This window comes from Microbacterium sp. F01 (assembly GCF_056156365.1).
Genome location: NZ_CM149592.1, coordinates 4,173,230 through 4,200,079 on the forward strand (window position 1 = coordinate 4,173,230; position 26,850 = coordinate 4,200,079).

The 26,850-nt window shown below is 69.8% G+C and carries 24 protein-coding genes; 3 read left to right on the forward strand and 21 right to left on the reverse strand.

What is annotated here, in order from left to right:
• Positions 1-15: 15 nt before the first annotated feature.
• From ACVN90_RS19080 to ACVN90_RS19120, 9 genes are all read right to left on the reverse strand, one after another.
• Positions 16-1,503 (reverse strand): MFS transporter, encoded by a 1,488-nt coding sequence (locus ACVN90_RS19080; protein ID WP_475099775.1) that lies wholly within the window; start codon positions 1,501-1,503, stop codon positions 16-18.
• A 143-nt stretch (positions 1,504-1,646) separates the two neighbouring features.
• A complete protein-coding gene (locus ACVN90_RS19085) occupies positions 1,647-2,615 on the reverse strand; it encodes a fumarylacetoacetate hydrolase family protein (protein WP_475099776.1) in 969 nt (322 codons plus the stop codon).
• Positions 2,612-3,652: an amidohydrolase family protein gene (locus tag ACVN90_RS19090; RefSeq protein WP_475099777.1), complete on the reverse strand. Its 1,041-nt coding sequence runs from the start codon at positions 3,650-3,652 to the stop codon at positions 2,612-2,614. The genes ACVN90_RS19085 and ACVN90_RS19090 overlap by 4 nt, the downstream gene beginning before the upstream one ends.
• Entirely contained in the window at positions 3,649-4,782 is a 1,134-nt protein-coding gene (locus ACVN90_RS19095) for an FAD-dependent oxidoreductase (RefSeq protein ID WP_475099778.1), read from the reverse strand. Before ACVN90_RS19095 ends, ACVN90_RS19090 begins: the two co-directional genes overlap by 4 nt.
• Before the next feature lie 30 nt (positions 4,783-4,812).
• The gene (locus ACVN90_RS19100; RefSeq protein WP_475099779.1) at positions 4,813-5,811 is read right to left on the reverse strand and encodes a cyclase family protein; all 999 of its coding nucleotides are present in this window, start codon (positions 5,809-5,811) and stop codon (positions 4,813-4,815) included.
• Positions 5,808-6,779 (reverse strand): fumarylacetoacetate hydrolase family protein, encoded by a 972-nt coding sequence (locus ACVN90_RS19105; protein ID WP_475099780.1) that lies wholly within the window; start codon positions 6,777-6,779, stop codon positions 5,808-5,810. The genes ACVN90_RS19100 and ACVN90_RS19105 overlap by 4 nt, the downstream gene beginning before the upstream one ends.
• A gap of 76 nt (positions 6,780-6,855) precedes the next feature.
• Positions 6,856-7,875 (reverse strand): VOC family protein, encoded by a 1,020-nt coding sequence (locus tag ACVN90_RS19110; RefSeq protein WP_475099781.1) that lies wholly within the window; start codon positions 7,873-7,875, stop codon positions 6,856-6,858.
• A gap of 106 nt (positions 7,876-7,981) precedes the next feature.
• Positions 7,982-8,758 carry a hypothetical protein gene (locus ACVN90_RS19115; protein WP_475099782.1) on the reverse strand — a complete coding sequence of 259 codons (777 nt, stop codon included), beginning with the start codon at positions 8,756-8,758 and terminating at the stop codon, positions 7,982-7,984.
• Positions 8,755-9,789 (reverse strand): Gfo/Idh/MocA family protein, encoded by a 1,035-nt coding sequence (locus ACVN90_RS19120; protein ID WP_475099783.1) that lies wholly within the window; start codon positions 9,787-9,789, stop codon positions 8,755-8,757. Before ACVN90_RS19120 ends, ACVN90_RS19115 begins: the two co-directional genes overlap by 4 nt.
• Before the next feature lie 105 nt (positions 9,790-9,894).
• Here ACVN90_RS19120 and ACVN90_RS19125 point away from each other — a divergent pair, with 105 nt between their 5' ends.
• Positions 9,895-11,172, forward strand: coding sequence for an ROK family protein (locus tag ACVN90_RS19125; RefSeq protein WP_475099784.1), 1,278 nt, complete (start codon positions 9,895-9,897; stop codon positions 11,170-11,172).
• Positions 11,173-11,276: 104 nt separating this feature from the next.
• On the forward strand, positions 11,277-12,716 hold the full coding sequence (locus tag ACVN90_RS19130; RefSeq protein WP_475099785.1) for a hypothetical protein: 1,440 nt from the start codon (positions 11,277-11,279) through the stop codon (positions 12,714-12,716).
• Positions 12,717-12,789: 73 nt separating this feature from the next.
• Here ACVN90_RS19130 and ACVN90_RS19135 read toward each other — a convergent pair whose 3' ends face one another.
• The 12 genes from ACVN90_RS19135 to ACVN90_RS19190 all read right to left on the reverse strand — a co-directional run bounded on the left by ACVN90_RS19135 (position 12,790) and on the right by ACVN90_RS19190 (position 23,493).
• Entirely contained in the window at positions 12,790-13,659 is an 870-nt protein-coding gene (locus tag ACVN90_RS19135) for a ThuA domain-containing protein (protein ID WP_475099786.1), read from the reverse strand.
• A 78-nt stretch (positions 13,660-13,737) separates the two neighbouring features.
• A complete protein-coding gene (locus tag ACVN90_RS19140) occupies positions 13,738-14,745 on the reverse strand; it encodes a sugar phosphate isomerase/epimerase family protein (protein WP_475099787.1) in 1,008 nt (335 codons plus the stop codon).
• A 2-nt stretch (positions 14,746-14,747) separates the two neighbouring features.
• A complete protein-coding gene (locus tag ACVN90_RS19145; RefSeq protein WP_475099788.1) occupies positions 14,748-15,929 on the reverse strand; it encodes a Gfo/Idh/MocA family protein in 1,182 nt (393 codons plus the stop codon).
• Positions 15,926-16,342, reverse strand: coding sequence for a C-glycoside deglycosidase beta subunit domain-containing protein (locus ACVN90_RS19150; RefSeq protein ID WP_475099789.1), 417 nt, complete (start codon positions 16,340-16,342; stop codon positions 15,926-15,928). Before ACVN90_RS19150 ends, ACVN90_RS19145 begins: the two co-directional genes overlap by 4 nt.
• A gap of 20 nt (positions 16,343-16,362) precedes the next feature.
• Complete coding sequence (locus tag ACVN90_RS19155; protein WP_475099790.1) at positions 16,363-17,403, reverse strand: sugar phosphate isomerase/epimerase family protein; 1,041 nt, start codon at positions 17,401-17,403, stop codon at positions 16,363-16,365.
• Positions 17,400-18,512, reverse strand: a complete 1,113-nt coding sequence (locus tag ACVN90_RS19160) for a sugar phosphate isomerase/epimerase family protein (RefSeq protein WP_475099791.1) — start codon at positions 18,510-18,512, stop codon at positions 17,400-17,402. Before ACVN90_RS19160 ends, ACVN90_RS19155 begins: the two co-directional genes overlap by 4 nt.
• Positions 18,509-18,913, reverse strand: a complete 405-nt coding sequence (locus ACVN90_RS19165; RefSeq protein WP_475099792.1) for a C-glycoside deglycosidase beta subunit domain-containing protein — start codon at positions 18,911-18,913, stop codon at positions 18,509-18,511. The genes ACVN90_RS19160 and ACVN90_RS19165 overlap by 4 nt, the downstream gene beginning before the upstream one ends.
• Before the next feature lie 49 nt (positions 18,914-18,962).
• On the reverse strand, positions 18,963-20,480 hold the full coding sequence (locus ACVN90_RS19170) for a GMC oxidoreductase (RefSeq protein ID WP_475099793.1): 1,518 nt from the start codon (positions 20,478-20,480) through the stop codon (positions 18,963-18,965).
• A 17-nt stretch (positions 20,481-20,497) separates the two neighbouring features.
• Positions 20,498-21,292, reverse strand: coding sequence for a TIM barrel protein (locus ACVN90_RS19175; protein WP_475099794.1), 795 nt, complete (start codon positions 21,290-21,292; stop codon positions 20,498-20,500).
• An 18-nt stretch (positions 21,293-21,310) separates the two neighbouring features.
• Positions 21,311-21,685 (reverse strand): nuclear transport factor 2 family protein, encoded by a 375-nt coding sequence (locus ACVN90_RS19180; RefSeq protein ID WP_475099795.1) that lies wholly within the window; start codon positions 21,683-21,685, stop codon positions 21,311-21,313.
• A gap of 10 nt (positions 21,686-21,695) precedes the next feature.
• On the reverse strand, positions 21,696-22,532 hold the full coding sequence (locus ACVN90_RS19185) for a carbohydrate ABC transporter permease (protein ID WP_475099796.1): 837 nt from the start codon (positions 22,530-22,532) through the stop codon (positions 21,696-21,698).
• 1 nt (position 22,533) lies between these two features.
• On the reverse strand, positions 22,534-23,493 hold the full coding sequence (locus ACVN90_RS19190; RefSeq protein WP_475099797.1) for a carbohydrate ABC transporter permease: 960 nt from the start codon (positions 23,491-23,493) through the stop codon (positions 22,534-22,536).
• A gap of 154 nt (positions 23,494-23,647) precedes the next feature.
• Between ACVN90_RS19190 and ACVN90_RS19195 the strand changes: the two genes are divergently transcribed.
• A complete protein-coding gene (locus tag ACVN90_RS19195; RefSeq protein ID WP_475099798.1) occupies positions 23,648-26,839 on the forward strand; it encodes a glycosyl hydrolase in 3,192 nt (1,063 codons plus the stop codon).
• Positions 26,840-26,850: the final 11 nt, after the last annotated feature.

Below are 26,850 nucleotides of genomic sequence, written 5' to 3' on the forward strand. Positions count from 1 at the left end.
GAGTACCTCTTCTGCTCACGCGGTGAGCGGTTCGGAGCTGGGTGCCGGAGCGTGCTCGGACTCGTCCGAGAGCCGGCCGGCCGGAAGGAGCACCGCGGCGACGATGCCGGCGGCGTAGGTGACGGCGAGTGCCGCGAACACGGGAGCGAAGACGCCGTTGTAGATGCCGGCGACCTGGTTCTGCACCGCGGCGGACGTCTCATGCACGAATTGCGGTGTCAGGGCCGCGGCGTCGAGGGACGACGGGAGCAGGGCCGCGACGCCGAAGCCGATGACGCCGCCGATGATCGCGGTTGCCACGGTCGAGCCGATCTGGCGTACGAGGTTGACGGTGGCCGTCATGCTGCCGGTGTCGCGGCGGGGCGCCGCGCTCTGCACGACCGCGATGACGAGGCTCATGAAGGCGCCGGTGCCGACTCCGACGACCGCCATGACGATCATCGGCACCCAGAGCGGCAGCCCCACCGGGAGCACCGACATCGCGAACAGCCCGGCGGCGCTGAGGGCCGTGCCGACGATGCAGTAGACGCGGTAGTGGCCGGTGCGGCTGACGAGCCACCCGGTCGCGAGGTTGGAGACCAGCATCCCGAACACCGTCGCGATCGGAACGAGACCCGATACCGTCGCGCTCGTGCGGTACGCCATCTGGAAGTACGTCGGCAGGTACGCCGTGATCGAGAAGAGGCCGATGCCGATGATGGCCGACAGCGCCGTGCCGGCGGCGATCGTGCGGTTCGCGAAGAGTCGCAACGGCACCAGCGGTTCGACGGCCCGCAACTCGACGAGGAAGAACGCGGCGAACGCCATCGCCGCGACGATGAAGGCGACCACGGATGCTGCGGCCAGAGCGGGATCGCCGATCCACGTCACCGCGAGCACGAGCGCGATCATCGCGATCGCAAACGAGACCGAGCCGGCGACGTCGAATCGCCGCCGCCCGAAGCCGGGGAGCCGCGGCACAGCGACGAGCGCCAGGAGGAGGGCCGCGACGCCGAACGGGATGTTGATCCAGAACACCCACGGCCATCCCCAGTAGTCCGTGATGAGCCCGCCGAGGACCGGACCGACGAGGATCGCGACCGGGAAGGCCGCGCCGATGATGGCCATGTAGCGCGGGCGCTCGCGCGGCGTGGTCACGCGCGCGACGATCGTCTGCGACATGAGGTGCAGGCCCGCCGAGCTCATGCCCTGCACGACGCGTGCGCCGATGAGCTGCGGCATGTCCTGCGCGAACCCACAGGCGAGCGACGCGAGGAGGAACAGCACGAGCGAGACGAGGAACACTCCTCGCGGGCCCACGGCGTCGCCGAGCTTGCCGAGGATCGGGAGGAGCACCGTGCTCGCCAGCGTGTAGCCGACGACCACCCACCCCATCTGGGCGAGCGCCCCGAGTTCTCCGGCGACGGTCGCGAGCGACGTCGAGACGATCGTGTGGTCGAGGGCTCCGAGGATCGCGACCGTCAGCAGGGAGGCGATCAGGAGGCGGAGCCTCCACGGTGACATGCTCATACGCGTTGGCCCGTACGACCGGGCGATCGACGCGACGGGGTGTGCCCCTGGGCGGCTTCGCTTCAGGGAACGGGCCTCGTGGGCCCCGACGTCACCGTCGATTCTAGCCATTCTTTCGTCGAAAAACAACTAAAGAATCAGGAACGGTGCCTCGCGCGCGGGCGCCGTCGGGCGGCCGGAAGCTCCGGCGCCACCACTGCCGGGCCCACCATTCCGACGAGTTCGCCGATGCCCTCGACGGTCATGCGAACCTCGTCTCCCTCGCGCAGGGCGGGGATCGCCGAGCCCCTCCCCCACAGTTCTCCGAGGCACCCGCCGTTGCCGACCGTCCCGCTGCCGAGCACGTCTCCCGGGACGACCCGCGCGTTGCGCGAGGCGTACGCGACGAGCTCGGGGAACGGCCATCCCATGTTCGACACGAGGTCCTCGCCGACGAGCTCGCCGTTGATGCGCACCTCGGCGCGGATTTCGAGGAACCCGTCTTCGTCGACGTACGGCTCGAACTCGTCGGCCGTCACGATCCACGGCCCGAGGCTGGTGCCGAAGTCCTTGCCCTTGGCGGGCCCCAGGCGCACCTTCATCTCCCGCGACTGGATGTCGCGGGCCGACCAGTCGTTCATGATCGTGTAGCCGAAGATGACGGATGCCGCGTCCTCCGCCGTGAGGTTCGCACCGCCGACTCCGGGGGCATTGCCGATGACGACGGCGACCTCGAGCTCGAAGTCGAGACGCTCGGTGACCGGCGGAGCGACGGCCTCGTCAGGGCCGAGGATCGTGTGCGGGTTCGTGAAGTAGAACGTGGGTGCCTGGTACCACTCGGGCACGACCTCGCTCTTGCCGTCGACCGACGCACTCACGCCTTCGACATGCTCCTCGAACGCGACGAAGTCACGGACGGATGCCGGCACCACCGGCGCCAGCAGGCGCACGCCGGCGAGCGCCGTGCCGGGCTCACCCTTCACCCGGCCGAAGGCTGCGTGCGCAGCATCCACTCCCCCGGCGAGGATGTCGGCGACCGTCTGGCCGTCCGGAAAAGGGATCACACTCTCGTCGACGACGAACCCCTCGCCGATGCCGGCGCCGTCGGTCCAGCGCGCGATCCTCATGCCGAGACCTTGGTGCGCAGCAGCTCCTCGGCGTTGCCGGCGAGGATGCGCTCGCTGATCTCGGCCGGAAGGTCCGCGGAACGCACGAACGAGACCGGATCGTCCAGCCCCATGTCGAACGGGAAGTCGCTCCCGAGCACGACGCGCGAGCCGCCGGCGACCTCGACGAGGTGGCGCACCGCGATGGGGTCGTGCACGACGGTGTCGAACCACAGCTTCTTCAGATAGCTCGACGGCTCGTGCGCGCAGCGCCGCGCCTCGGGCCGCACCCGCCACGCCCGGTCGGAGCGGCCGATCGCGAACGGCAGGTAGCCGCCGCCGTGGGCGACGACGATCTTGAGTCCCGGGTGCCGGTCGAGCACGCCCGCGAAGATGAGGTGCGACAGCGCGACGGCGTTCTCGGTCGGCTGCCCGACCGTGTTCGAGAGGTAGAAGCGGTCCAGGCGCTCGTCGAGGCTGCAGCCGAACGGGTGGAGGAAGATCACGCAGCCGAGCTCGGCCGCGCGCGCCCAGAACGGCTCGAGACGTTCGTCCGAAAGTTCGACGTCGCCCGCGAACGACGAGATCTCGACGCCGGCGAGACCGCGGCCGAGCACCGCGTCGTCGAGATACTCGACGAGGTGTGAGGGATGCTGCAGCGGCACGACGCCGAGACCGACGAGCCGGTCCGGTGCCTGGGCGACGTGCTCGGCGATGAGGCGATTGGTCTCGCCCGCCACCCAGCCGGCGAGGCCCTCGTTCGCCCACGGGTAGAAGTGGTTCGGCGAGACGCTGACCCACTGCCGGTCGACGCCCTGCTCATCCATCGCGGCGAGCCGGGCGTGCACGTCGGTGAGCTTCGCGATACGGGCGCCGATCATCGCGCCGGACGCCTGCAGACTCTCGACGCCGTTGCGGCGGCGCTCGAGGTCGGCAGCCGCAGCCACTTCCTCGGGTGCGCGACGCTCGACCTCGGCGTGCAGCGCCGGCAGGAGCAGGTGCGCGTGGACGTCGACAACCGGCATCCGGGTGCCACCGACCGTCACGAGCTCAGTCATGCGGGAACCGCCATCTGATGGGCGATGCCGAACATCAGGCCCGCGACGTCGGCGTCCCGGACGCCGTCGAGCTGCCACTGGCCCAGCTGAACGGATGCCTCCACCACCGCCTTCGCGCGGGGCAGCCGGCGCGCGTGGAACTCGTCCCACAGCGACGCGTCGACGGCGTCTCGACCGGTCAGCAGCTCGGTCAGCACAAGCGCATCCTCGAGGCCCTGAGCCGCGCCCTGCGCGATCGTCGGAGGGCACGAGTGCGCGGCGTCGCCGATGAGGACGACGCGGCCGCGGTTCCACGGCTCCTCGACGATGTGCTTCGTGAACCAGGTGTAGTTCGCATGCGCGCCGGCTTCGAGGTCGGCGCGGATCGAGTTCCACGGGCCTTCGTAGGCACGCGACTCCTCGAGCATGATGCGCGTGGCGTCCTCGTCGCTGATGTCGAAGCGGTCCTGCGCCTTCTCGACGAGGAACGCGTACATCGTGCCGTCTCCCGTCGGCGTGTATCCCGCGATGTACACCGGGCCGCCGTAGTAGAGCTCACTGCGCACGACCTCAGCCGGCCGCGAGACGAACGAGCGCCAGATGCCCATGCCGGTCGGCTCGGGCTTGGTCTCGATGCCGATGAGCCCGCGAACGGCGGAGTTCAGGCCGTCGGCGCCGATGAGCAGGTCGTAGGTGCCGGCGGAGGTGCCGTCGACGAAGACCTCCACGGTGTCACCGTTCTGTTCGATCCCCGTCACCTTGGTGCCGAAGCGGACGTTCGCACCGGCCTTCTGCGCGTGGTCGAGCAGGATCCGGGCCAGCGCGGGCCGCGGCATCCCCATCGCTGCCGGGTAGTCGGGCCCGCCGGTCTTGACGTCCGGGAGCTCGGCGACGATCGGTGCATCCGGCCCGGGGGCACGCAGGTTGAGCCCCTCGAAGGGGTAGCCGGCGGCGCGGATGTCGTCCCACGCGCCGAGCGCGTCGAACACGCGCAGGGCGTTGCCCTGCAGCGAGATGCCGGACCCGAGCGCGCTGAGCTCGGGCTTCGCCTCGAAGACGTGGACCTCGACGCCGGCCTTGGCGAGCTGGATGGCGGCGGCGAGTCCGCTGACGCCGCTTCCGGCGATCGCGACCTTGTTGACTGCGGTCATGTCAGAACCTCTCTGTTCTTTGTCTTCGGGTTAGAGAATCGCGACGGGGTTGATGGGCGAGCCGACCGCGCCCGTGATCGGCAGCGGCGCCGCCGACAGCAGGAAGTCCCACCGCCCGCGCGCCGCGCACGCGTCGGCGAGGGCATCGAGATTCCACATCTCGCCGATCGTGAGCCCCATGTTCGGAATCACGACCTGGTGCAGCGGCTGGAACGCCGCCGTGTCGAACTCGTTCGGGCGCACCTCGAAGCCCCACGTGTCGGTCGCGATCGCGGCGATCTCGGTGCGATGGAGCCACCCCGCCGTGGTCAGCGAGAGCCCGGGCGCGGGCCCGCCGGCGTACTCGCCCCAGCCGTCGCGGCGCGTGCGCGCGTACTGGCCGGTTCGCACCAGCACGATGTCGCCGCGGCGGACGCGGCTCGATGCGCCCTGTGCGGCGATCGTCGCCTCGAGGTCGGCGACGGTGATCGCATAGCCGTCGGCGAGCTCGCCGGTCTCGGGCGCGAGATGACGGCCCACGTCGAGCAGCACACCGCGCGAGACGATGACGGATGCTGCGTGCTCGATGCCCGTGACCAGGTCGCCGTCGCTCGTCACGACGTCGCCGGCACGCCTGCCGTTCCACGCGTTGCCGTGATCGAAGATGTGGCCCAGCCCGTCCCACTGGGTGGAGCACTGCAGCGGCATCGCGATCACGTCGTCGGCGCCGCCGATGCCGTGCGGGAAGCCCTGGTTGCCGCGCTCCGCGTCGGTGCCGGTGTCGGTCATGGTGTGCACCGGATTGGTGCGCCGCCGCCAGCCCTTCTGCGGGCCGTTCGTGTCGAACGCCTGCGCGAGCGAGACGACCTCGCCGTCCTGCACGAGGGCGGCGGCCTCGACGCGCTTGGCGGCGTCGATGAAGTTGAGGGTCCCGAGCACGTCGCCCTCGCCCCAGCGTCCCCAATTGCGGAAGGCCTCGGCGCGCGCCGCGATCTCGGCCGCGGGGTCGGTGCGGTCGAGGTCGGCAGGGTCCTCGCTCGGCGCGCTCATACCGCCGGTCCTTCCGCGAGGCAGCGGACCACCTGCGTCCCGAGGCCCGAGATGGAGCCCGTCATGACGTCGCCGCCCTGCAGGAACCTCTTCCAGTGCTGGCCGTTCCCAGGAGGGCTTCCGGTGAGGAGCAGATCGCCCGGCAGCAGCGTCGTCGTCTGCGATGCGGCGGAGATGAGCGCCGGGATGTCGAAGAGGAGGTCGCTCGTCGATCCGTTCTGCATCGTGTCGCCGTTGAGATCGAGTCGCACCGTGAGGTCCTCCCCCGCCACGAACGGGGCCGGGACCAGGAACGGACCGGTCGGAAGGAAGCCGGGGGCGTTCTTGGATCGGAACCAGTCGGTGCCGATCTCCTTCATGTCCTTGCGGAAGACGAGGTCGCGCGTCGTGACGTCGTTGACGATCGTGTAGCCGGCGACGTGATTCAGCGCGTCCTCGCGGGAGACGCGGAACGCCTCGGTGCCGATCACGACGGCGAGCTCCAGCTCCCAGTCGTGCACCTCGCTGTAGCCGGGAAGGACGAGCGGCACGTCGTCGCCGACGACGACGGTCGGCAGTCCGAGGAAGAAGTACGGTTCGCCGTTCGCACGGCGATCGTCCATCATCCTGGCCGCGAACTCGCGGGCCTCTTCCGGCGAGCGGGACGGGTCCTGCGTGAGGCCCGCCACGACCAGCTCGATGACGTGCTCGCGATAGTTCGCGCCCGCCTGCACCACCTGGCGCGGCTCGACGGGGGCGGTGAGCACGACGTCGGCCAGCGGCATCCACTCCCCCTCCGCGTCGGCGAGAGTGCCGAGGCGGCGCCAATCGGGGTGCGCCAGGAAGGCGTTGAGGCCGGCGGCGCCGAGGTCGTCGTCCGAGACCGCACGGATGCGGTCGCCGGCGACGAGCCCGAGACGGACGGAATCGCCGTCGCGGAAGCGTGCGAGGGCGAAGGGGGCGGTCAGTCCTTGGGACGACGTCGTCATGTTCTCTCCAGATCCGTGGTGCGGAACGTGGTGCGAGGGTGGGGACGCCTCGGCGGCATCCCCACCCTCGAGCCTGTCAGCCCTGGCCGTGCTTGGCGTAGGGGTTCAGCAGGGCGTCCTTGATCTCATCCGGAACGCCCTCCTCCGTCGCCGACGGACCGTCGGCCGGCGGGAACGACTCCGTCATCGACATGGGCATCGCGCTGTTGCGATAGAAGTTGTTCGAGCCCTGCGACGGCTTCCACGTGTTGGCCTCCCAGTCGGGCACGTAGTTGCGGTAGCCGCCGGTGTTGAGCTCGATGCGCAGGCTCGACGGCTCGCGGTAGTAGAGGAAGTTCTGCTCACCGATGCCGTGGATCGACGGGCCGTACTCGATCGGGTAGCCGTTCTCGCCGAGGATGTCGGCCGCGATGAGCAGCTCCTCGCGGGTGTCGACCCAGAAGGCGTAGTGGTTCACGCGGCCGGCGCGGGTCGAGCCGTCGAGGACGACGCCGAGGTCGTGCGACTTCTCGTTCGTCGTGAGCACCGAGAACACCGAGATCGGGGCCTCGTCGAGGACGGTGCGCGCCATGAAGCGGAAGCCGAGCACGTCGACGTACCACTTCACGAACGCGTCGACATCGCTCGTCGCGATCGTGACGTGGTCGAGCTGGCGCGGGGCACCGGCGACCTTGCTGCGGCGCGAGGGACGATCGGGGTAGATCGACGCGACATCACCCTCGGTGTCGTGGTGACGCGTGACGTCCCAGTGGAGTGTCAGCGTGTGACCCCACGGGCCGGTGAACCGGTACGCGCGGCCGATCTTGTGCACGTCCACCCACTCGCCCTGGACGCCGGTGGCCTCGACGCGCTTCGCGGCCTCCTCCAGCGCCTCCGGGCTCGACGTGCGCCACGCGGCGGTCTCGAGACCCGGCTCGTCGCCCGGCACGACCACGACCGAGTAGGCGTAGTAGTCGCCCCAGCAGCGCAGGTAGACGGCGCCGTCGACGCGGTCGACGACGGTGAGGCCGACCTGCTTCACGTAGAAGTCGACGGATGCCTCGACATCCGGCGACGTGATGGCCACATACGACAGATGCGACAGAAGCTTGATCATCATCGATCCTTTTCGGTGAGTTGTCGGGGTGATCCCGTCACCCACTTTCGCCGAAGTCGGGCATATCGAGGAATCCCATATCGGCTATCCCTCGGATCACCGGCGTTTATGCGGACGGCGCCGAGAGCAGCGACTGAGCGAGCGCTGTGTCGTGGCGCAGATCTGCGAGGTCTGACGTGCGTTCGCCGCCGCGCACCGCCACGATCGCACGGCGCACGGCGACGCGCTCGGCGCTCTCGAACCGCGCGGGCGCGATGCGCCGGCCCGCGGCATCCGTGATCTCCACGACCGTGTCGAGATCGGCGTCGACCTCGACGCGCGTCTCGGCGATCGTCGTGATCCGCACGCGACCGAGGAGCGGGGCGCCGGGCTGGGTGGCGGCGACGACCGAGACCGCCGCGCCGTGTGCGGATTCGAGGAGGCCGAGCACGCGGCCGTCCCACGACTCGGCCGCGCGGACGGTGAGCGGAGCGGCCGCGATGACCCGCGCCCAGCCGATCGCGTCACGCAGCGCCAGGGCGAGCGCACGAGCAGGCGCATGACACTCGACGGCGAGTGCGGCGGCAGCTGGCAGGCCCCCGGCCGACCCGCCCACCGCACTGACCACGTCGGCACGGAGCAGGGGGCGCTCGACGATCACAGGGGTCGCCCCGGCGACGGAGGCGAGTGCATCCAGCGCTTCGACCGGAGCAGCAGCGGGCCGGGCGACGACGACGGCGGCGACACCCGCGGCGAGCGCATCGGAGACGGCCTTCCACCACGCGCCGTCGCCGGCCACGACGGCGACGGCGCCGCCGAAGTCACGGCTCGCGATGGCACTGTCAGGCAGTTCAGCCAGCGCGACGCGGTACGGCTCGAGGTCGGCACGAACACGTGTCGTCATGCTGCGGCTCCGATCAGCGCTGCCGCGGTCTCCGCCAGCTGCAGGCCGTAACGGGCGTCGTCGAGCAGCTCGTCGTACTCCACCGGGAGGCCGGCATCCAGCAGCTCCGCGAGGGCGCGCCATTCCGCGACGTACCCGTCGCCGGGGTCGTGCGCGTAGATCGTGTCGCGCCCGTCGGCGGCGCGCACGCGCACCCGCGCTCCGCCCGCGTGGACGAACGGCGGCGGGAAGCTGACGTCCAGCCGGTCGGAGGCCGTTGCAACGGCGATGCGCCACAGCGTGTCGGCGCCGTCCGGGAGCATCACCGTCGTGAGCTGGACGGGGATGCCGCTCGCGACGAACCCGACGGCGTACCCGAGCGGGGGCAGCGCCCGCGCGAAGACGACCCGCTCGAAACGGGGCGCGAGGTCGCGTACGAGCGGCAGGTCGTGGATCGCGAGCCCGGTGAGGAGCTGACGCACGACGCCCGCGGCCACCTCGGGGCGCGCGAGGTCGGGAACGCCCCGCGCACCGGCCGCCGCCGGGGGCAGCTCGGTGACGAGCTCGTGGTAGCGCGCGTTCGGCGGAAGCGCGAGCGTCACCGAGATCGAGACGACCGGCCCTCCCGACGCCGTGAGGTGATGCTTGGCCCGGCCCCACGCCGGGTCGAAGTAGTGGTTGGTGCCGACGATGAGTGGCACGCCGGCGCGGCGGCATGCCTCGACGGCCTCCTCCGCCTCGGCGACGGTCGTGCCGATCGGCTTCTCGCAGAACACCGCACGCTTGCCCGCAACGGCGGCCGCGATGATCTGCGCCGCGTGCTGGGCGGGTGGACTGCAGATCGCGACGGTCTCGACGTCGGGATCGGCCATGATCGCCTCGGCGCCGGTCGACGACCGCGCCCCCACGCGCGCCGCGAGCGCAGCCGAGCGACCACTGCCACCGTCGGCGATGTGCACGACGCGGAAGGCGTCGCCCAGCCGCGCGAGCGTCGGAAGGTGCAGCGCCGCCACTCCCGGACCCGCACCGATGATGCCCACACCCAGTGTCATAGGCGCCTCCTTACTTCCGCTCGAAGCGTACCTAAGTTGGAAGTCGTTTGACTATAGATGTCACCATTTCCGCATCAGCTGCGCGGTGTTATGTAAGAATCGACCATGGCCAGAGAGTCCACGCTGCGGTTCGGCGCACAGACCGACGAGATGACGAGCCTTCTTCGCATCGTCAACATGGTTCGCACCGGCGAGGCCGCGACCCGCCCCGAGATCGGCCGCGTGACCGGGCTCGGCCGCGGCGTCGTGACTCAGCGCGTCGACCACGCGATCGAGATGGGCTACCTCGCCGACGGCGAGTTCGGCCCCTCGTCGGGGGGCCGCGCCCCGCGCACGCTCCGCTTCCGGGGCGACGCCGGGCGCATCGTCGTGTGCGCCCTCGGCGCGCTGCACATCCACGTCGGCGTGGCACTCCTCGACGGCGACGTCATCGACCAGGTGCATTCGCCGTGGGACATCGCGCGCGGCCCGGCCGAGACCCTCGACAAGGCCCTCAGCATGATCGACGAGGTGCTCGCCCGTACACCGGACGTGCCCGTCTGGGGCGTCGGCGTCGGCGTTCCCGGCCCGGTGGACTTCGACAGCGGCCGCCCCGTCGCGCCCCCCATCATGCCCGGCTGGAACGGCTTCGACGTGCGGCGTCGCTTCGAGCAGCGCTACGACGCGCCCGTGTGGGTCGACAACGACGTGAACCTCCTCACGTTCGGTGAGCGCGCGCGCCGCGACGACGACCGCCTCGACCTCATCTACTGCAAGATCGGCTCCGGCATCGGCGCCGGGTTGCTCTCGCACGGCCGCATCCATCGCGGCGTCAACGGCGCGGCCGGTGATATCGGCCACGTGCGGGTGCGCGAGTCGGACGCGCTCTGCCGCTGCGGCAAGGTCGGCTGCCTCGAAGCCGTCGCCGGCGGCTGGGCGATGATCCGCGATGCCCTCGCCGAGATCGAAGCGGGTGCCACGGGCGTGCTCGCCGCCGCCGTCGCCGAGGGGCAGGAGCTCACGCCCGAGCGCATCTCGATCGCAGCCGAGAACGGCGACGCCCTCGCGATCCGCCTCGTACAGCGCTCGGCCCGCGTCGTCGGCGAGTCGATCGCTGCGCTGGTCAACATGTTCAACCCGTCCGTCATCGTGATCGGCGGCGCCATGGCCGGTGCCGGCGAGCTGCTGCTCGCCGAGGTGCGCCAGCGCGTGTACGAACTGTCGCTGCCCCTCGCGACCCGCGATCTGACCATCGCGCAGTCCGTCAACGACCGGGGTGAGCCGTTGCGAGGCGGTGTCGAGATGGTGCGGGAGCAGCTCTTCGAAGCCACCTTCCCGCGCTGGTTCGGTGACGGGCGGCCGTCCGTCGCCGCGATCCGGGGCCCGGTCGAAGCCGCGGCATGAGTGCCGAGTCATCTACCCGTCAACTTCTTACGGAAATCGACAAAAGCGTGTAGCTTCCTGTCTGAAGCCGGTATCGATCGGCGCCGACACAAGGGAGTGAACCGATGGCGTTGCCGCTGCTGCTGGACGATGCGCTCGTCGCGACAGACTCGGGCTTCGCGCTGCGGGTGAGCCTGCCGTGGATCCGGTCGATGCCCCTCGCGGCCGTCACCGACATCGCGGTGCAGGTCGATGGATCGCCTGTGGAGGTCAGAGTCCGGCACGACGGCCGCGACGTGGAACCGGCCGCCCTCGCCGCCGAGCCGCGCTGGTGGTTCATCCAGGACCGGCTCGAACTGCGCGGAGAATGGATGCTGCCACCCGGCGCCCACGACGTCGCGGTGTCGTTCGTGCTCGTGGTGCCCTATCTGCAGGCCGGGCCGTCCGGCCCGCTCGCCCTGCCGTTCCGCGCCGAGCGTGCGCTCGGGCTCGGGGACGCGGCATCCGTTCGTCCGCACCCGACCCGCGGACAGGCGACGGTTCGCGAGCCGGAGAGCGTGCCGCAGGATGACGTCTCCGGCGAATGGACGATCTCAGCGAGCGCGTTCAACTGGACGCCCGAGGTGATCCGTGCCGAACGGACCGCAGCCGACATCGCGATAGGCGTGGTCGAGGACGGCGTAGCGTCGACGATCGAGATCGAGGCGGGTCAGGTGTGGCGCTCGTTCCCCGAGCCTTCCGACGAGGAGGTCTCCACGTTCCGCGAGCGCCTCGCCGCCGCGGGCGGCGCCGTGACGATCGTCGGCGCGAGTCTCGACGACTGGGCCTCACCCACACGTCGGCGCACCGAGCAGGAGCGCCTGGCGTTCCTCGCGCCGCAGCTGCGCGCGGCCGCGCGCCTCGGCGCCCGCGGCGTGCGCGTGCCGTTCGGGCAGGCGGGACCCGAGCTGCTGCGGCTCGCCCAACCAGTGCTCGATGAGCTCGACGTGGTGCTCTACGAGGAGATCCAGGGACAGCAGACGCTCGACGTGCCCGCCGTCGCGGCGAACCTCGAGCTGCTGCACGGGCTCGATGACCCGCATGTCCGCGTCCTGATCGACATCAGCATGCTCATGCCGTCGCTGCCGCCGACGTACCTGGACGAGCTGCGCCGGGGCGGAGTCGATGAAGACCTGCTCCGGCGCCTCGAGAACGACTGGCGCGCGCCCGAGACCCACCAGGCCGTGATCGCCACGCTCCGGGAAGGTCGCGTGCCGCCGGCGGTGCACACGCTCTTCATGAATCTGCTGGTGCGCTTCGGCCGGTCGGAGGTGGCCGACCTCGAGCCGCTCCTCCCCCTCACCACGGGGGTGCATCTCAAGTTCTGGGACCTGGACGACACCGACGGTCGTGTCACGCGCCCCATCGGCGACATCGGCGCCGCGTTGCGGCGCACCGGCTTCGCCGGCACCCTCACCAGCGAGTGGGGCGGTCACGAGTGGCTCGACACGGATCCCGCGGCGACGACCCTGGCGCACCTCGCGCTCGCGCGGCGCGCGCTCTCGGCCGTAGGGACCGCCCGCTGACGCAAGGTCAGCGCAAGCGTGCGAGGAGCCGGACGCATCGCGTCCGGCTCCTCGTCGTTGTACGCGCCGCGGCTCAGCCCTCGTGGTTGTAGTACGGCCACGGCAGGAAGCGTCGCTCGCCGCGACGGTCCGGGCCGTTCAGAGTGACCTCGCCGGTCGCGGCCCATTCGACGCCGCGCGGGAACATGCGGATGAACTCGATGCGCCGGAACGTGTCGATGTCGTGGCCGATCGTGATGGTGAACGACCGCCCCTCGCCGTACTCGTTGATCCAGGCGATGGGCTGGTCCGTATTCATGCCGGGCAGCGCCGCGATGCCCTCCGACGGGATCGCCACGGGGTAGTGCGACATCGGCCACACCGGCGCCTTCTCGTACGCCTCGAGGTCGTCGAACGTCGTGAGCAGGACCTGGGCGCCATCGAGGATCTCGAGGCCGACGAGGATGTCGTCGCCGGTCACCGTCCACCGGGCGCTGATGCCCTCCGTGATCGCGTGGCGCGGTTCGACGGTGTCGAGCTGCGCCTCGCCCCACGGCCGAGGGCGCAGCCCGCCGGCGACGGTCAGCCGTGAGCCGCGCATGACGTTGTACTCGTCGGGGTAGCCCCAGTCGTCCTCCTGTGCGGCGGAGCCGTGGAACCACACGATGCCCTTGCCGTCGTCGTGGACGAACTTCAGGAGCGCAGCATCCGTCTCCGCTCCGAACCCGACGGCTTTGTCGTGGTAGCCGTCACGGCCCTCGAACACGACGATCACGACGTCGTACTTGTCGATGATCTCGGCGCCGAGGCCCCGCGGGTCCTCGACGACACGGACGCGGAAGCGTCCCGTGTCTTCAAGCAGGGTGGTGAGCCACTGATTGTGCTGGCGGAAGCTGCGGAACTCGTTGTCGTGCTCGCGGGTCATGTGACCCGACATGATGAGCACGTTCAGGACATCGGCCATGCGGAACACTCCTTCGTGCGGGGCGTGCGAAGGCACGCCGAAGAGCGCCCCGGGGACCAGGGCGTTTCGTATCGAGACTCAGTCGGCTTTGGTGGAGAAAGCGGCGTCGAATGCCGCAGCGGGCGGCGTGATGGCGTTGAGCGTGCGGACGAATTCGATGGCTTCGGGCGCGCCCTGCAGACGGTCCATCCCGGCGTCCTCCCACTCCACGGACGTCGGCCCGTCGTAGCCGATCGCGTTGAGCGCACGGAACAGCGGCTCCCACGGCACCTCGCCGTGCGCGGTCGACACGAACGTCCAGCCGCGGCGCGGGTTCGCCCAGGGCAGATGCGAGCCGAGCACGCCGTTGCGACCGTCGAGGTTGGTGACCGACTCCTTCACGTGCACGTGGAAGATGTCGTCGGCGAAGTCGAGCACGAACGCCACCGGGTCGAGCTGCTGCCACATGAAGTGCGACGGATCGAAGTTGATGCCGAAGCTCTTGCGGTGCCCGATCGCGTCGAGGGTCGCCTTGGTCGTCCAGTAGTCGTAGGCGATCTCGGACGGGTGCACCTCGAGCGCGAACCGCACCCCCACTTCTTCGAACACATCGAGGATCGGGTGGAACCGGTCGGCGAAGTCCCGGTAGCCGGCCGCGATCCACTCGTCGGACGCCGGCGGGAACATCGCCACCGCCTTCCAGATCGACGAGCCGGTGAACCCGGTGACCGTCTTCACGCCGAGCTTCGCCGCGAACCGCGCCGTCATCTTCAGCTCCTCGGCGGCGCGCTGTCGCACGCCTTCCGGCTCGCCGTCGCCCCACACCCGGGCGTTCAGGATGTCCTGATGACGCTCGTCGATGGGGTCGTCGCACACCGCTTGACCTGCGAGGTGGTTCGAGATCGTCCAGACCTTGAGGCCGTTGCGCTCGAGGATGTCCTTACGGGACTGCACGTAGTCGGCGTCATCCCACCGCGACACATCGATGTGGTCGCCCCAGCACGCGATCTCCAGACCGTCGTACCCCCACTCGCCCGCGAGCCGTGCCACCTCCTCGAACGGCAGATCGGCCCATTGGCCGGTGAACAGGGTGATCGGACGAGGCATTGCTATCCCTTCACGGTGACGTCGGCGTCTACGGTGACCCAGGCGGAGTCCTGGGCGGAACTGGATTCGACGGCGGCGAGCACACGCTGCACCGACAGCCCCTCCTCGAACGAGGGGTGCGGGTCGGTGCGTTCGACGACCGCGGTCACCAGGTCGACGACCTGATGACTGAACCCATGCTCATAGCCGAGCATGTGTCCGGCCGGCCACCACGCCGCGACATACGGATGGGATGCTTCCGTGACGAGGATCCGCGTGAAGCCCTGCGTCGGCTCCGGCGCCGTCCGATCGTAGAACCACAGCGTGTTGAGATCTTCGAGGTCGAACCGCAAGGCGCCCTTGTCGCCCGACACCTCGATCGACAGGTCGTTCTTGCGGCCCGTCGCGAAGCGGGAGGCTTCGAACGAGACGAGCGCCCCCGACTCCAGGCGACCGGTGAAGATCGCGATGTCGTCGACGGTCACCTCGCCGTACCCTTCCGTCGCAGTGCCCGACAGACCCGAACCGGAACCCTGCAGCGGACGCTGCTTCACGATGGTGTCGACGACGCCCGACACCGCGGTCACGTCCAGGCCCGTCACGAACTGCGTCATGTCGATGATGTGGGCACCGATGTCGCCGAGCGCGCCCGAACCCGCGTGCTCCTTCTGCAGGCGCCAGGCCAGCGGCATCTCCGGATCGACCAGCCAGTCCTGACGGTACGCCGCGCGCACATGCGCGATCTTGCCGACGGCGCCCTGCGCGATGAGGTCGCGCAGGAACGTGACCGCGGGCACGCGACGATACGTGAAACCGACCATCGACCGCACGCCGCGCGCGGCGGCGCGGGACGCGGCATCCGCCATCGCCTCCGCCTCTTCCACGGTGTTCGCCAGCGGCTTCTCGCACAGCACGTGCTTGCCCGCCTCCAACGCGGCGATCGCGATCTCGGCGTGCGAGTCGCCGGGCGTCACGATGTCGACGATGTCGATGTCGTCACGCGCGATCACCTCGCGCCAGTCGGTCGCCGACTCCGCCCAGCCCCACTGGGCGGCAGCATCCGCCACCGCGTCCGCGTTGCGGCCGACGATCACCGCCATCTCGACCTCATCGGGCAGCGAGAACATCCGTGGCGCCTGCCGCCAGCCGACCGAGTGCGCGGCACCCATGAAGCCGTAGCCGATCATGGCCACCCTGAGGGTCATGCCAGCACCAGTTCGCGCTCCACCGGCACACGGTTCGTGACGTAGCGGCCCGGGCCGCCGTCGACGCCGGGCATGATCTGCATGTAGAGCAGGCGCATGGTCAGCACCACCTCGACGGTGAGCTTCTCGCCCGCCGCGGGGGCGCGGCCGAGATCGATGACGACCTCCGGCTTGTCGGCGACGAACCAGAGGGTCTCGCACTCCTCGGGAAGCTCCTCGATCCGGTACTCGCGGCCCTGCAGCACGAAGCGGAGCCGGTCGGTGGGGATCTCGACGCCGTCGACCGATGCCGCGACACCGTCGACCGCCGAGAGCCACAGGCTCCGGTACCAGGGCAGCTGCACCGAGACCGCGATGCCGCTGCCGGTGCGACGCACGTCCTTCTCGGAGAAGAGGGAGTTGTGGGTGGCCATGGCTGTTCCTTTCGCCGTCCTCAGACCACTGCGCCGGAGCGAGCGGCGACGGTGTCTTCGATCGCACGGCGCATCAGCACGTGCTGCTTCTTCACGAGGTCGATCGGGTCGGCCTCGCCGAGGTCCTGGAAGGCGTGACCCTCCCACTCGCTCGACAGGTAGCCTTCGTAGCCGCCCTCGACGAACTGCCGCACGATGCGCGGGATGTCCATCGCGGGCTCGTCGCCGTTCTCATCGATGTCGTAGAACTTCGCGTGCACGTGGAAGGTCTGGGGCATGATGTCGCGCCACTCCTCCGGAGCGACCAGCCCGTGCATGTTGAACGCGAGGCGGGTGAACGGGCCGAACCGCAGGAAGTCGACGCCCTCGCCCGAGAGGTAGTCCTCGAACTTCTGGTTGCGCACGTGCATGGGCGCCGGCTCGTGCCAGATCTCGTCCATGACCGCGAAGTGCTTCGGCTCCATGCCCATCTTCTCGAGCTGCGCGAGCAGGGTCGGCGACAGCGAGTGCATCGTCGACGAGAAGTCGGCGGTGAAGCCGAGCCGATCGCTGCCCAGCTCGTCGTAGAGCTCGCGGATCTGCACCACCTTGGGGCTGTTGGGGCCCTCGGGGGCGTGGATCTCGTAGGCCAGGCGCTGGTCGTACTGCTCGGCGAGCGGCAGGAGGCTGCGCAACAGGTCCTTGCCGGCCGAGCGGATCACGACAGTCTTGAACCCGAGCGTGTTCGCCGTCTTCAGCTGGCGGGCGAAGAAGTCGTGCTCCTCGTCGGGCGTCATGTCGCGGTCCTTGCGACGACCCATGTCGAGGTTCGTGCCGACGGCGCTCGCCTCGAGGCCGTACCTGTCGAGCGAGTCGAACCAGAGCTTCACGAACTCGGCGTCGACGTCGGGGTAGGTGCGCAGAAGCTGCGCGATGTTGAACTCGACGCCCGGGCCGATCCCGTTCTCGGCGACCGCGGCGATGAGGGTCTCGGGCGTGTACAGCCCGGCGGCGAATTCGCTCGTCATCGAGTAGAGCGTCGTGCCGAGCCGGATGCCGGTGCCGGCGATGCCGTCGCTCATGCGTTCGTCTCCTTGAGCAGTGCGTGCGGGAGGTGGTGGGAGAGGGTCGACCGGGCTTCGTCCGCGTCGGTGATCATGCGGGAGCCGGCATCCTGCGCGGCGGAGCGCTGCACGGCCTGTTCGGCCGCGATGATCTCGAAGGGCGACTGCCAGTGGTTCCAGTGCCAGCCCTCGTACTCGCTCGAGACCGCGCCCGAGTAGCCGTTCTCGACAAGCAGGCGGATGAGATCGCGCACCGGCACCGAGGGCTCTTCGCCCGTCTCGTCGATACCGAAGAACTTGCCGTGCACGTGCTTGATCCACGGCATGATCTCGAGCCAGTCGTCCACGCGCGCGGGTCCGAACAGGCCCGTGCCGTTGATCCCGAAATCGATGCCGAGATCGGGGCGCCCGTTCTGCGCGGCGAGACCGATGAAGCGACCGAAGCGCTGTCCGTGGTCGGCCTGGTCGGCCGGCGGTCCCTGCTGGTAGAACTCGTCCCACAGCTCGACGACCTTGCCGAGCAGCTCCTCCGAGGCGCCGCGTCGGCGATAGGCCTCGAGCAGCGATGGGGCGAAACCGGAGACGGTGGCACCCCAGTCCATCGTGAAGCCGAGGAAGGGCGAGCCGACCTTCTCATAGCGGTCGCGCAGCGCCAGGATGCGGGGGTGCGAGGCGTACTGGTCGGCGTGCACCTCGAGCGCGAGCGTCACGCCGTGCTCCTCGGCGATCGGCGCGAGCGCCTCCATCGAGTCGGGCGTGATCGAGATCTGCACGCGTGCGATCGGGAAGCCGAGCTTCGCGGCTGCCGCGATCTGACGGCGCATGTACTCGAGCAGCTCGTCCTGCCTGAGCAGGCGATCGCGGTGGATGCCGATGTCGGCGTTCACGGCGAGCGACGTGGTCACGAGGCCGACCTCGTCGACGAGGTCGCGGAACCAGCCGGCGAAGCGGTCGTCGATCTCGGGGAAGCCGCGGAAGCTCGAGAACCCGATGATCTCGAGGCCGGGGCCGTAGCCGTCGGCCGCGACCTTGCGGATGAGACCCTCGAGGTCGTACTCGCGGCCGTGGAAGGCACGCGTGAAGCTGTAGAGCGTGACGCCCTGGATGGGCGAGCCGAGCGTGGTCACGCGACCACCGCCTTTCGTGCGGTCATGGTCTTGGCGTCGTGCTCCTCGATGTGGAGCACCTCGTTCTCGCCGATGACGATGTAGGGGATGTACAGGACGAGGCCGACCTCGACTTTGTGCTCGGCATCGCCCGGAAGCTCCAGGTCGCCCGACAGCACGGCGGAGTCGGTGGGGAACCACCACTCCTCGGTGTTCGGCACGAGCTCGTCGAAGGTGAAGGTCTGGCCGTTCATCCCCCAGCGGAGGGAATCGGCCGGCACCTCGACGCCGTCGACAGTGAGCGTGGCGCGGCCGATGCACGAGGCGGGCAGCGCGCGGTACCACGGCAGTCGAACCTCGACCGAGACGCGGGCGCCGTCGGTCGTGAGCGTTCCCTGCTCGATGATGCGATCGGGGATCACAGAGTCCTCCTTGACACTTAAATCTTGTTTCTACACTCTAATGTCTGAATCAGACATAAGCAAGGTCTTGAGCGATTCGACGTGCGCCGCGGACCGCGAGCGCGACCGACGTCAGGGTGGGGTTGCACGCCGTCGCCGTCGGAATGACGCCGTTGCCGGCGACGAACAGACCGGGCACGTCCCACACCTCGCTGTCGGGGCTGCAGACGCTCTGTCCGTCGTCTGTCTCGCCCATGCGCGTGGTGCCCTGGTAGTGCAGCGAGGCGCCAAGCGGCATCGTGAACGGACGGTCGCCGATCGGCTCGCCGACGGCCTTCGCAAGTTCGACGATCTCATCACGCGCCCGGTCGAGCACGGCATGGTCACGGTCGGTCAGCGTGTAGTGCAGCCGCATCGCCGGCATCCCGTAGGAGTCCTGCTCCGCGTCCGAGAACTCGACGCGGTCATCCCATTGCAGGTCCTTAGCGCAGAAAAGCCCCAGCCCGACGATCGATCCGGGGATCACCGGGTCGTCGTCGGCGAGCGGCACCGGAGAGGCGTCGAGCTGCATGATCTGCCCATGGAACGGCATGTCGTCCGTGAACGGCACCCAGCTGACCCCGCTCTGTTCCGAGAGGGCTCCGGATGCTGCGACCTGGTCCTCTGCGGGAGGCTCGACGCCCTGCAGCCGCGAGGCGTAGACCACCTGCGTCTGGTCGTTGAGCATGCGGCCGAGCGCGGCGGGGCGGACACCCGAGGCCCACAGCACCTGCGGGGTGCGGAGGGCATCGGCGGCGACCACGACGGCCCGGGCGCGCACCTCATGGACCTCGCCGGTGCGGAGATCGCGCACTTCGACGCCGGTTGCGCGTCCGTCCTCGACCAGAACGCGCGTCACGAGCGACTCGTCGAACAACGAGAAGTTCTCGTTCGCGCGGGTGACCTCGCCGAGCACGACGTCCGAGCCCGACCACACCAGGCGGCCGTCGTCGCGCCGGTGCACGGCGAGCGGCATCCGCTGCACGCGCGCGGCCTCGTCACGGCCGTCGACCGCCGCAGCGAGTCGGTCACGCACGAGCGCGGTGAACGGCGCCGCGTCGAAGGCATCCGTCGTCACGCCCAGCAGGCGATCGCCCTCGTCGAGCAGCTCGTCCAGGTCGGGGAGGTACGCGATGCGCTCGCTGCCGCCCGGCCGCGGGCACGCGCCCGTCCAGTGCGCAGCCATGCCGCCGACGTTGCTCGAGAATGCGACGACGGGGAGGCCGTCCTCGCCGTCGACCTGGTAGCCGTCGGCGAGGAGATAAGTGCCGGGGCGGGCCCGACGCATCCCTGAGGTCACGGCGCCCGGATTGTTCACTGTCGCCTCGCCGGCCCCCGGGCCCTCCGATCGTCGCTGCGCCTCGGCGCGGCGAGCGGCGTCCTCGATGTTCTTCACGTGCGCGCCCGGCGGATCGGAGACCGTGGGCCCCACCTCGAACATCGCGATCGCGGCATCCGGAGCCTCCTCGCTCAGGATGCGCGCATACGTCGCGCCCGCGGGCCCGCTGCCGACGATCGCGACGTCGACCGACGCGGGATAGCGGCTCATTGGCACACCATCGCTTCTCATGCCGAGGCCGCCAGCTCGCGGATGAGGGCGACGGATGCTGCGGACTCCTGCGTCGGGTAGTACTCGAGGCCGATAGGGCCGTCGTAGCCGGCCGAGCGGAGGCTGCCGAGGCGCTCGGCCCAGTCGAGCGCGCCGGTGCCCGGCTCGCCGCGGCCAGGGGCGTCGGCGAGCTGCACGTACTTCACGAGATCGCCGGCGTTCGCGAGCTCGAGCGCCATATCCTCGCCCTCCACGGCCGAGTGATAGATGTCGTAGAGCACACCGAACTGCGGCGAGGCGACGCCGCGAGCGACGTAGACGGCTTCGGCGGTGCGGTCCAGGAGCGAGCCGGGGTGGTCGACGCGGACGTTCACCGGCTCGAGCACGAGCGTGATCCCCGAGCCCTCGATCTGCGCGATCGCCTTCTGGTAGATCTCGACGAGCTTGTCGAGCTGCACCTGGCGCTTCCAGCCGCCGAACCCCGTGCCGCTGCCGACGACCATCCGTGGGCAGCCGAGGTCGTGCGCGATCGCGACACCCTCGTCGAGCTTGCGGAAGAACTCCGAGTGGTCCCACGGCGGGATCATGAACTGCGTGCGGGGCTCGGCGAGTTGCGCGGTGAGCTCGGTGCCGGTCTCTTCCAGCGCCGCTTTGAGGGCGGGGAGGTCCTTGGGGGTCGCGGGCGCGTCGACGCCGGTCGGCCCCCACATCTCGACGGCGTCGAAGCCCGCCGCGGCGGCCGCGCGCACGCGGTCGTGGTAATCGCCGGCTTCCGCGAAGAGGAGTTCGATATTCGGGGCGAGCTGGTACACGGTCGTTTCTCCTGGGATTCAGAACATCGGATGGTCGTGGACGGCATGCACGGGAACCTGCTGCAGCACGTCCCAGTGCTCGACGATCCGGCCGTCCTCGAATCGGTAGATGTCCGCGACCGCGGCGTCTGGGGCGCCGGGTCGGGAGGCTTTCACGTGCGCCATCGCGAGGTCGCCGTCCACGAGGACCCGCTGGACCTCGAAGATGGCGTCGGGCGAGCCGTCGAACTTCGGGGTGAGCATCTCGACCGCGGGTCCGGGACCGTCGCCGATGGTGGGGTTGTGCTGGGTGTAGTCGTCCGAGACGAGGAAGGCGAAGGCATCTGCCACACGCTTCTGCGTGTAGAAGAGGTCGACGAACGTCTCGAACGCCGCGCGGTTGTCGACGCTCACGGGTCCGTTCTCAGCCCTTCAGGCCGCCGGCGAAGCCCTGGATGAACTTCTTCTGCGCGAACATGTAGAACAGCAGGATCGGGATCATCGAGATGATCACGACGGCGAAGATCTTGTTCCAGGCCGACACGAGGCCGCCGACGTACGTGTACATCGCGACGGGCAGGGTCTGGGTCGTCGAGCCGCCGAGGAAGATCAGCGAGTTGAAGAAGTCGTTCCACACGATGAGACCCGCGAGGATCGCGACGGTGCCGGTCGCGGGGGCCATCAGCGGGAGCACGACTCTGAAGAACGCCTGCGTCGGGGAGGCCCCGTCGATCACGGCGGCCTCTTCGTACTCGGTCGTGAGGCCGCGGAAGAAGCTGGCGTAGAGGAACACCGACAGCGGCAGCAGGATGCCGATCCACAGCAGGATCATGCCGATCGCGTTGCCCGTGAGGCCGACGCTGCGTGCGCCGATGTAGAGCGGCACGGTGCCCAGCTGCGCCGGCAGGATGATCGCGATGAGCACCAGGTAGAACGTCAGATTCGTCCAGGCGCGGGTGCGGCGGGTGATGACGTACGCCGCGACCGAGCCGAACAGCACCAGCCCGAAGATCGCGCCGGCCGTGATGATCGCGCTGTTGAGGATCGCCATCGGGATGCTGTTGCGGCCCCCCGTCGTCAGCACTTCGATGAAGGCGTTGAAATCGAGGGACTGGGGCGGCGCCAACGCGCTCGTCGTGAGCGCCTCCTGGTCGGTCTTGAACGCGGTCGCGATCAGGAAGTAGAAGGGCAGCAGCCCGATGATCGTGATGATCCAGATGAGGACTTCCCGCACCGCGGTGAGCTTGGTGTAGCGGAACATGTCAGGCCTTTCGAGCGGCGTCGCGATCGCGCGTCGCGTACTGCTGGAGGATCGCGAAGACGAGGATGATGAGGGTCAGCACGAGCGCGAGCGCCGAGCCGAACCCGAACTGGCCGAGCGAGAACGCCTGCTTGTAGACCTGGGTCGCCAGCGTCTCGGTCGCGCCGGCCGGTCCGCCGGCGGTGAGCGCGAGGATCTGGTCGAAGATCCGCAGACCCTGGATGATCCCGAGCGTCGTCGCGATCGCGATGGAGGGACGGATGCCGGGAACCGTGACGTGCCAGAACCGCTTGAAGACGCCGGCGCCGTCGAGCGCGGCCGCTTCCTCCAGCTCGACCGGCACCGAGGCGAGGCCTGCGAGGTAGATCACCATGACGAAGCCCGTCTGCTGCCAGACGACCGTGAGCAGGATCGCCCAGATCGACCACGTGGGGTCGGCAAGCCAGACCTTCTGCAGCTCTTCGAGGCCGATCGCCGCCAGGAAGCCGTTGAGCGGGCCGTTGAACTGGAAGATGAACTTCCATACGTATGCCACGGCCAGCGGGCTCAGGACCACGGGCATGAAGAGCAGCGTGCGAAGGATGTAGCGCGTCTTGAGCGTGCGGTTGATCGCCAGCGCGAAGCCGAGCCCCAGGATGTTCGTCAGGATGACGGAGCCGAACGCCAGGAACAGCGTGTTGATCACGGCGCCGACCATCAGCGGGTCGTTGAAGATCCGCACGAAGTTGTCGAGCCCGATGAACTCCCAGTCGCCGAGACCGGTCCAGTTCGTGAAGGCGAAGAAGCCGCCCGTCAGGGTGGCGGCATAGTGCACCGCGATGACCATGATGATGGCCGGAAGGGCCCACCACCAGTGCCCGTAGCTGATCAGCGGGCGGCGGCCGCGGGGGCGCGGCGTGCGTCGTGCTTCGGGTGGCACCGTCAGGGTGCGCGTCGCGTCTCGCTCGATCGTCACAGTCATCTACTCTCTGACCTCGTCGTCATGCGCCCCTTCACCGGCGGCGTCACAGCCACTATCACACACTTGTGTCGGAAGCACACATTAGTTCTGGCAATACCGGATATAAGTGGTTCGGGACCACGCGGGATGTCGTTCCTCGCGCAGGATGAGGAGCGTGGCCGAGTCATCGTCGAGCGCGCCGGAGCATCTGTCGAACCTCTGGCGAGACTTCGTCGATCCGCCGGACGACGCCCGCCCGCGCGCGTGGTGGCACTGGATGGACGGCAACGTCGACCCGGCCGGAATCGTCCTCGATCTCACCTGGCTGCACGACGTCGGCGTACGCGGTGTGCAGCTCTTCGATGGCGGGATGGGGGTGCCCCTGGTCGTCCCGGAACCGGTCCGGCCGGGCACCGATGCCTGGCGCGAGGCGATCGACACCGCCTCGCGCACCGCCGGCGACCTGGGCCTCGAGCTCGCGGTCGCGACGTCATCCGGGTGGAGCGCCGCTGGCGGTCCGTGGGTGCAGCCGCGCGACGCCATGAAGAAGCTGGTGTGGTCGGAACGGGTCATCGACGGTGGCGAGCGCCACGTCGTCGAGCTCGCGCCCCTGCCTGCGGTCGCCGGCGCGTTCCAGGACTCCCCGCGTCCGGGCGCGGCGCGTGGCCCCTGGGCGGTGGACTGGCGCGTGATCGCCATGCCGGCAGCGCCGGCGCAGGACGTCCTCCGTCCGGACCGGGTGCACGGCTCCGCACCCGTCACCGACGCGGAGCGGCTCGTCGACGGCTCGTTCGGCGACACGATCTCGCTCCCCCGCGATCCCGACGCGTGGTCCTCGGCGTGGCTCGAGCTCGAGTTCGACGCCCCTGTGACGATACGCTCGGTCACCCTCGGCCTCCCCGGGCCTCGCGGGTTCGGTGCCGCGCCGCCGCCCGACGCGGTACTCCAGGCGGGCGACGACGGCGTCGTCTACCGCGACGTCGCCACGCTGCCCGCCACGACGGTGCCGGCGAGGTCGGCGACCTTCGCCCCCGTCACCGCCCGCCGCTTCCGCGTGGTGCTGTCGGGCGCGAGCGCGGCCGAGGCACTGCCGCCCGTCGCCGACGGCGTGCGGCTGCCCCCCGTGCTGCGCCGCAGCGACGCCTTCCTCATCTCCGAGTTCGCGTTGCGCACGGGCGCCCGCGTGCATCAGGCCGAGGTCAAGGCCGGGTTCGGCGTGGTTCCCGACTATTACGCGATCGACACGATTCCGGGAACGGATGCTGCACCCCCAGGCCCGTCGGACGTGCACGACCTCACCGCTCATCTCGACGGCGACCGCCTCACGTGGGACGCGCCCCCAGGGCGCTGGCGCGTGCTGCGGATCGGGGCATCCCTCACCGGCCAGACCAACGGTCCCGCGCTGCCGGATGTCACGGGGCTCGAGATCGACAAGCTCGATGGCGGCCGCGTCGCGGCATACCTCGAGCACCACCTCGAGCGGTTCGCACCCGGTCGATACGACGCCCTCCTCAGCGACAGCATCGAGTCGGGAGCGCAGAACTGGACCGACGGAATCCTCGAGCGGTTCCGGGAGCTTCGAGGCTATGACCCGACACCGTGGCTGCCGACGCTCGCGGGGTATCTCGTGGGCGGGGCCGCGGCATCCGATCGATTCCTCTACGACTACCGGCGCACGCTCTCGGAGCTGCTCGCATCCGAGTACTACGGAACGCTCTCCGCCGAGGCCCACCGCCGGAGCATGACCTACTACGCCGAGGCTCTCGAAGACGCGCGGCCGCAGCTCGGCGACGACCTCGCGATGCGGGCGCACGCCGATGTCCCCATGGGTGCGATGTGGACCTTCGACCCCGACGCCGGTCCGCAGCCGACCTACGTCGCCGATCTCAAGGGCGCGGCGTCCGTCGCTCATGTTCACGGCAAGCGGTGGACGGGAGCCGAGGCCTTCACCAGCTTCGACCGCCCGTGGGCCTCGTCGCCGCAGAGCCTCAAGCACGTCGCCGACCTGCAGCTCGCGCTCGGTGTGACGCGCTTCTGCATCCACACCTCGGCCCACCAGCCGCTCGCGGCGCCGCCGCCGGGCATCGCCCTGGCTCCCTTCCTGGGACAGGCGTTCACGGCGAACGAGACCTGGGCGGGCTTGGCGGGGCCGTGGATCGACTACCTCTCGCGGTGCGCGGCCGTGCTCTCGTCGGGCGAGCCGGCGGTCGAGGTCGCCGTCTTCATCGGCGAGGAGGCGCCGGTGACGGGCCTGTACGCCGCCGGCCTCGACGCGACCGTGCCCGACGGCTTCGACTTCGACTACATCGGCGCGGACGCGCTGGAGCTGCTGCGGGTGGAGGACGGCGCGCTCGTCGCGCGCGGCGCGCGGTACCGTGTGCTCCACCTCGGCGGCTCGAGTCGGCGCCTGACGAACGAGACCCTGCGTCGGATCGCCACGCTGCTCGACGCAGGAGCGACGGTCGTGGGGGTGCGGCCCGAGCGGTCGCCTTCGCTCGGCGACGACGAGCACGAGTTCACACGACTCTGCGACGAGATCTGGGGGCACCCCCGCATCGTCCCGACGGCGGACCTCGCCGCGGCCCTGAGCGAGCTGGGCATCGCGCCGGAGCTCGAGATCGTCGGGGCACGACTGCGCACCATCGCCCGGGTGATCGGGGGGCGGCGGATCACGTTCATCGCGAACCCGTCCGCCGAGGCCGTGCACGCGCGGATCCTCGTCGATGATGGGGTGCCCGCACTCACCGCGTGGGACCCGGTCTCCGTCCGAACGGCGCCGCTCGTCGACGCGGGGGCAACGGGCCGGCGTCGCGCGTTCGAGATCGCGCTGGTGCCTTTCGGCTCGGTGTTCGTGGTGCCTGAGGGCCCCACCGCGGCCGGGGGCGCAGCATCCGTTCTCCGTCGACCGATCGGGAGCGAGTGGACGCTGGACTTCCCCGGCCGGGCGTCGATCGCGCTGCCCGACGGGCCGGTGCTCTGGACCGACCTCGACGACGAGGCGCGCGCCTTCTCGGGAACGGCCGTCTATCGCACGCGATTCGAGCAGGCGGCGCCGCCCGACGGCGCGCGCATCGACCTCGAGTTCGGGCGCGTCGGCGACGTCGCACGGGTGATTCTCAACGGCGTGGACTGCGGGATCGCCTGGACAGCGCCGTTCCGCGTCGAGGTGACCGCGGCGGTGAGGGCGGGCGAGAACGTCCTCGAGGTCGAGATCGCGAATCCTTGGCGCAACCGGCTCATCGCCGAGGCGTCCGCCCCCTCAGGCGAGATCTTCGCCCCGGTGACCGAGGTGTTCGAGACGGATGCCGCGCCACTGGCTGCGGGGCTCGCAGGGCCGGTCGCCCTGCTCACCGAGATCATCCACTGACCTGGGCGAAA

Coding starts and splice junctions, on each gene's coding strand:
- ACVN90_RS19080 (WP_475099775.1), bottom strand. CDS start 1,503: ATGTCACCGTGGAGGCTCCGCCTCCTGATCGCCTCCCTGCTGACGGTC.
- ACVN90_RS19085 (WP_475099776.1), bottom strand. CDS start 2,615: ATGAGGATCGCGCGCTGGACCGACGGCGCCGGCATCGGCGAGGGGTTC.
- ACVN90_RS19090 (WP_475099777.1), bottom strand. CDS start 3,652: ATGACTGAGCTCGTGACGGTCGGTGGCACCCGGATGCCGGTTGTCGAC.
- ACVN90_RS19095 (WP_475099778.1), bottom strand. CDS start 4,782: ATGACCGCAGTCAACAAGGTCGCGATCGCCGGAAGCGGCGTCAGCGGA.
- ACVN90_RS19100 (WP_475099779.1), bottom strand. CDS start 5,811: ATGAGCGCGCCGAGCGAGGACCCTGCCGACCTCGACCGCACCGACCCC.
- ACVN90_RS19105 (WP_475099780.1), bottom strand. CDS start 6,779: ATGACGACGTCGTCCCAAGGACTGACCGCCCCCTTCGCCCTCGCACGC.
- ACVN90_RS19110 (WP_475099781.1), bottom strand. CDS start 7,875: ATGATCAAGCTTCTGTCGCATCTGTCGTATGTGGCCATCACGTCGCCG.
- ACVN90_RS19115 (WP_475099782.1), bottom strand. CDS start 8,758: ATGACGACACGTGTTCGTGCCGACCTCGAGCCGTACCGCGTCGCGCTG.
- ACVN90_RS19120 (WP_475099783.1), bottom strand. CDS start 9,789: ATGACACTGGGTGTGGGCATCATCGGTGCGGGTCCGGGAGTGGCGGCG.
- ACVN90_RS19125 (WP_475099784.1), top strand. CDS start 9,895: ATGGCCAGAGAGTCCACGCTGCGGTTCGGCGCACAGACCGACGAGATG.
- ACVN90_RS19130 (WP_475099785.1), top strand. CDS start 11,277: ATGGCGTTGCCGCTGCTGCTGGACGATGCGCTCGTCGCGACAGACTCG.
- ACVN90_RS19135 (WP_475099786.1), bottom strand. CDS start 13,659: ATGGCCGATGTCCTGAACGTGCTCATCATGTCGGGTCACATGACCCGC.
- ACVN90_RS19140 (WP_475099787.1), bottom strand. CDS start 14,745: ATGCCTCGTCCGATCACCCTGTTCACCGGCCAATGGGCCGATCTGCCG.
- ACVN90_RS19145 (WP_475099788.1), bottom strand. CDS start 15,929: ATGACCCTCAGGGTGGCCATGATCGGCTACGGCTTCATGGGTGCCGCG.
- ACVN90_RS19150 (WP_475099789.1), bottom strand. CDS start 16,342: ATGGCCACCCACAACTCCCTCTTCTCCGAGAAGGACGTGCGTCGCACC.
- ACVN90_RS19155 (WP_475099790.1), bottom strand. CDS start 17,403: ATGAGCGACGGCATCGCCGGCACCGGCATCCGGCTCGGCACGACGCTC.
- ACVN90_RS19170 (WP_475099793.1), bottom strand. CDS start 20,480: ATGAGCCGCTATCCCGCGTCGGTCGACGTCGCGATCGTCGGCAGCGGG.
- ACVN90_RS19185 (WP_475099796.1), bottom strand. CDS start 22,532: ATGTTCCGCTACACCAAGCTCACCGCGGTGCGGGAAGTCCTCATCTGG.
- ACVN90_RS19190 (WP_475099797.1), bottom strand. CDS start 23,493: ATGACTGTGACGATCGAGCGAGACGCGACGCGCACCCTGACGGTGCCA.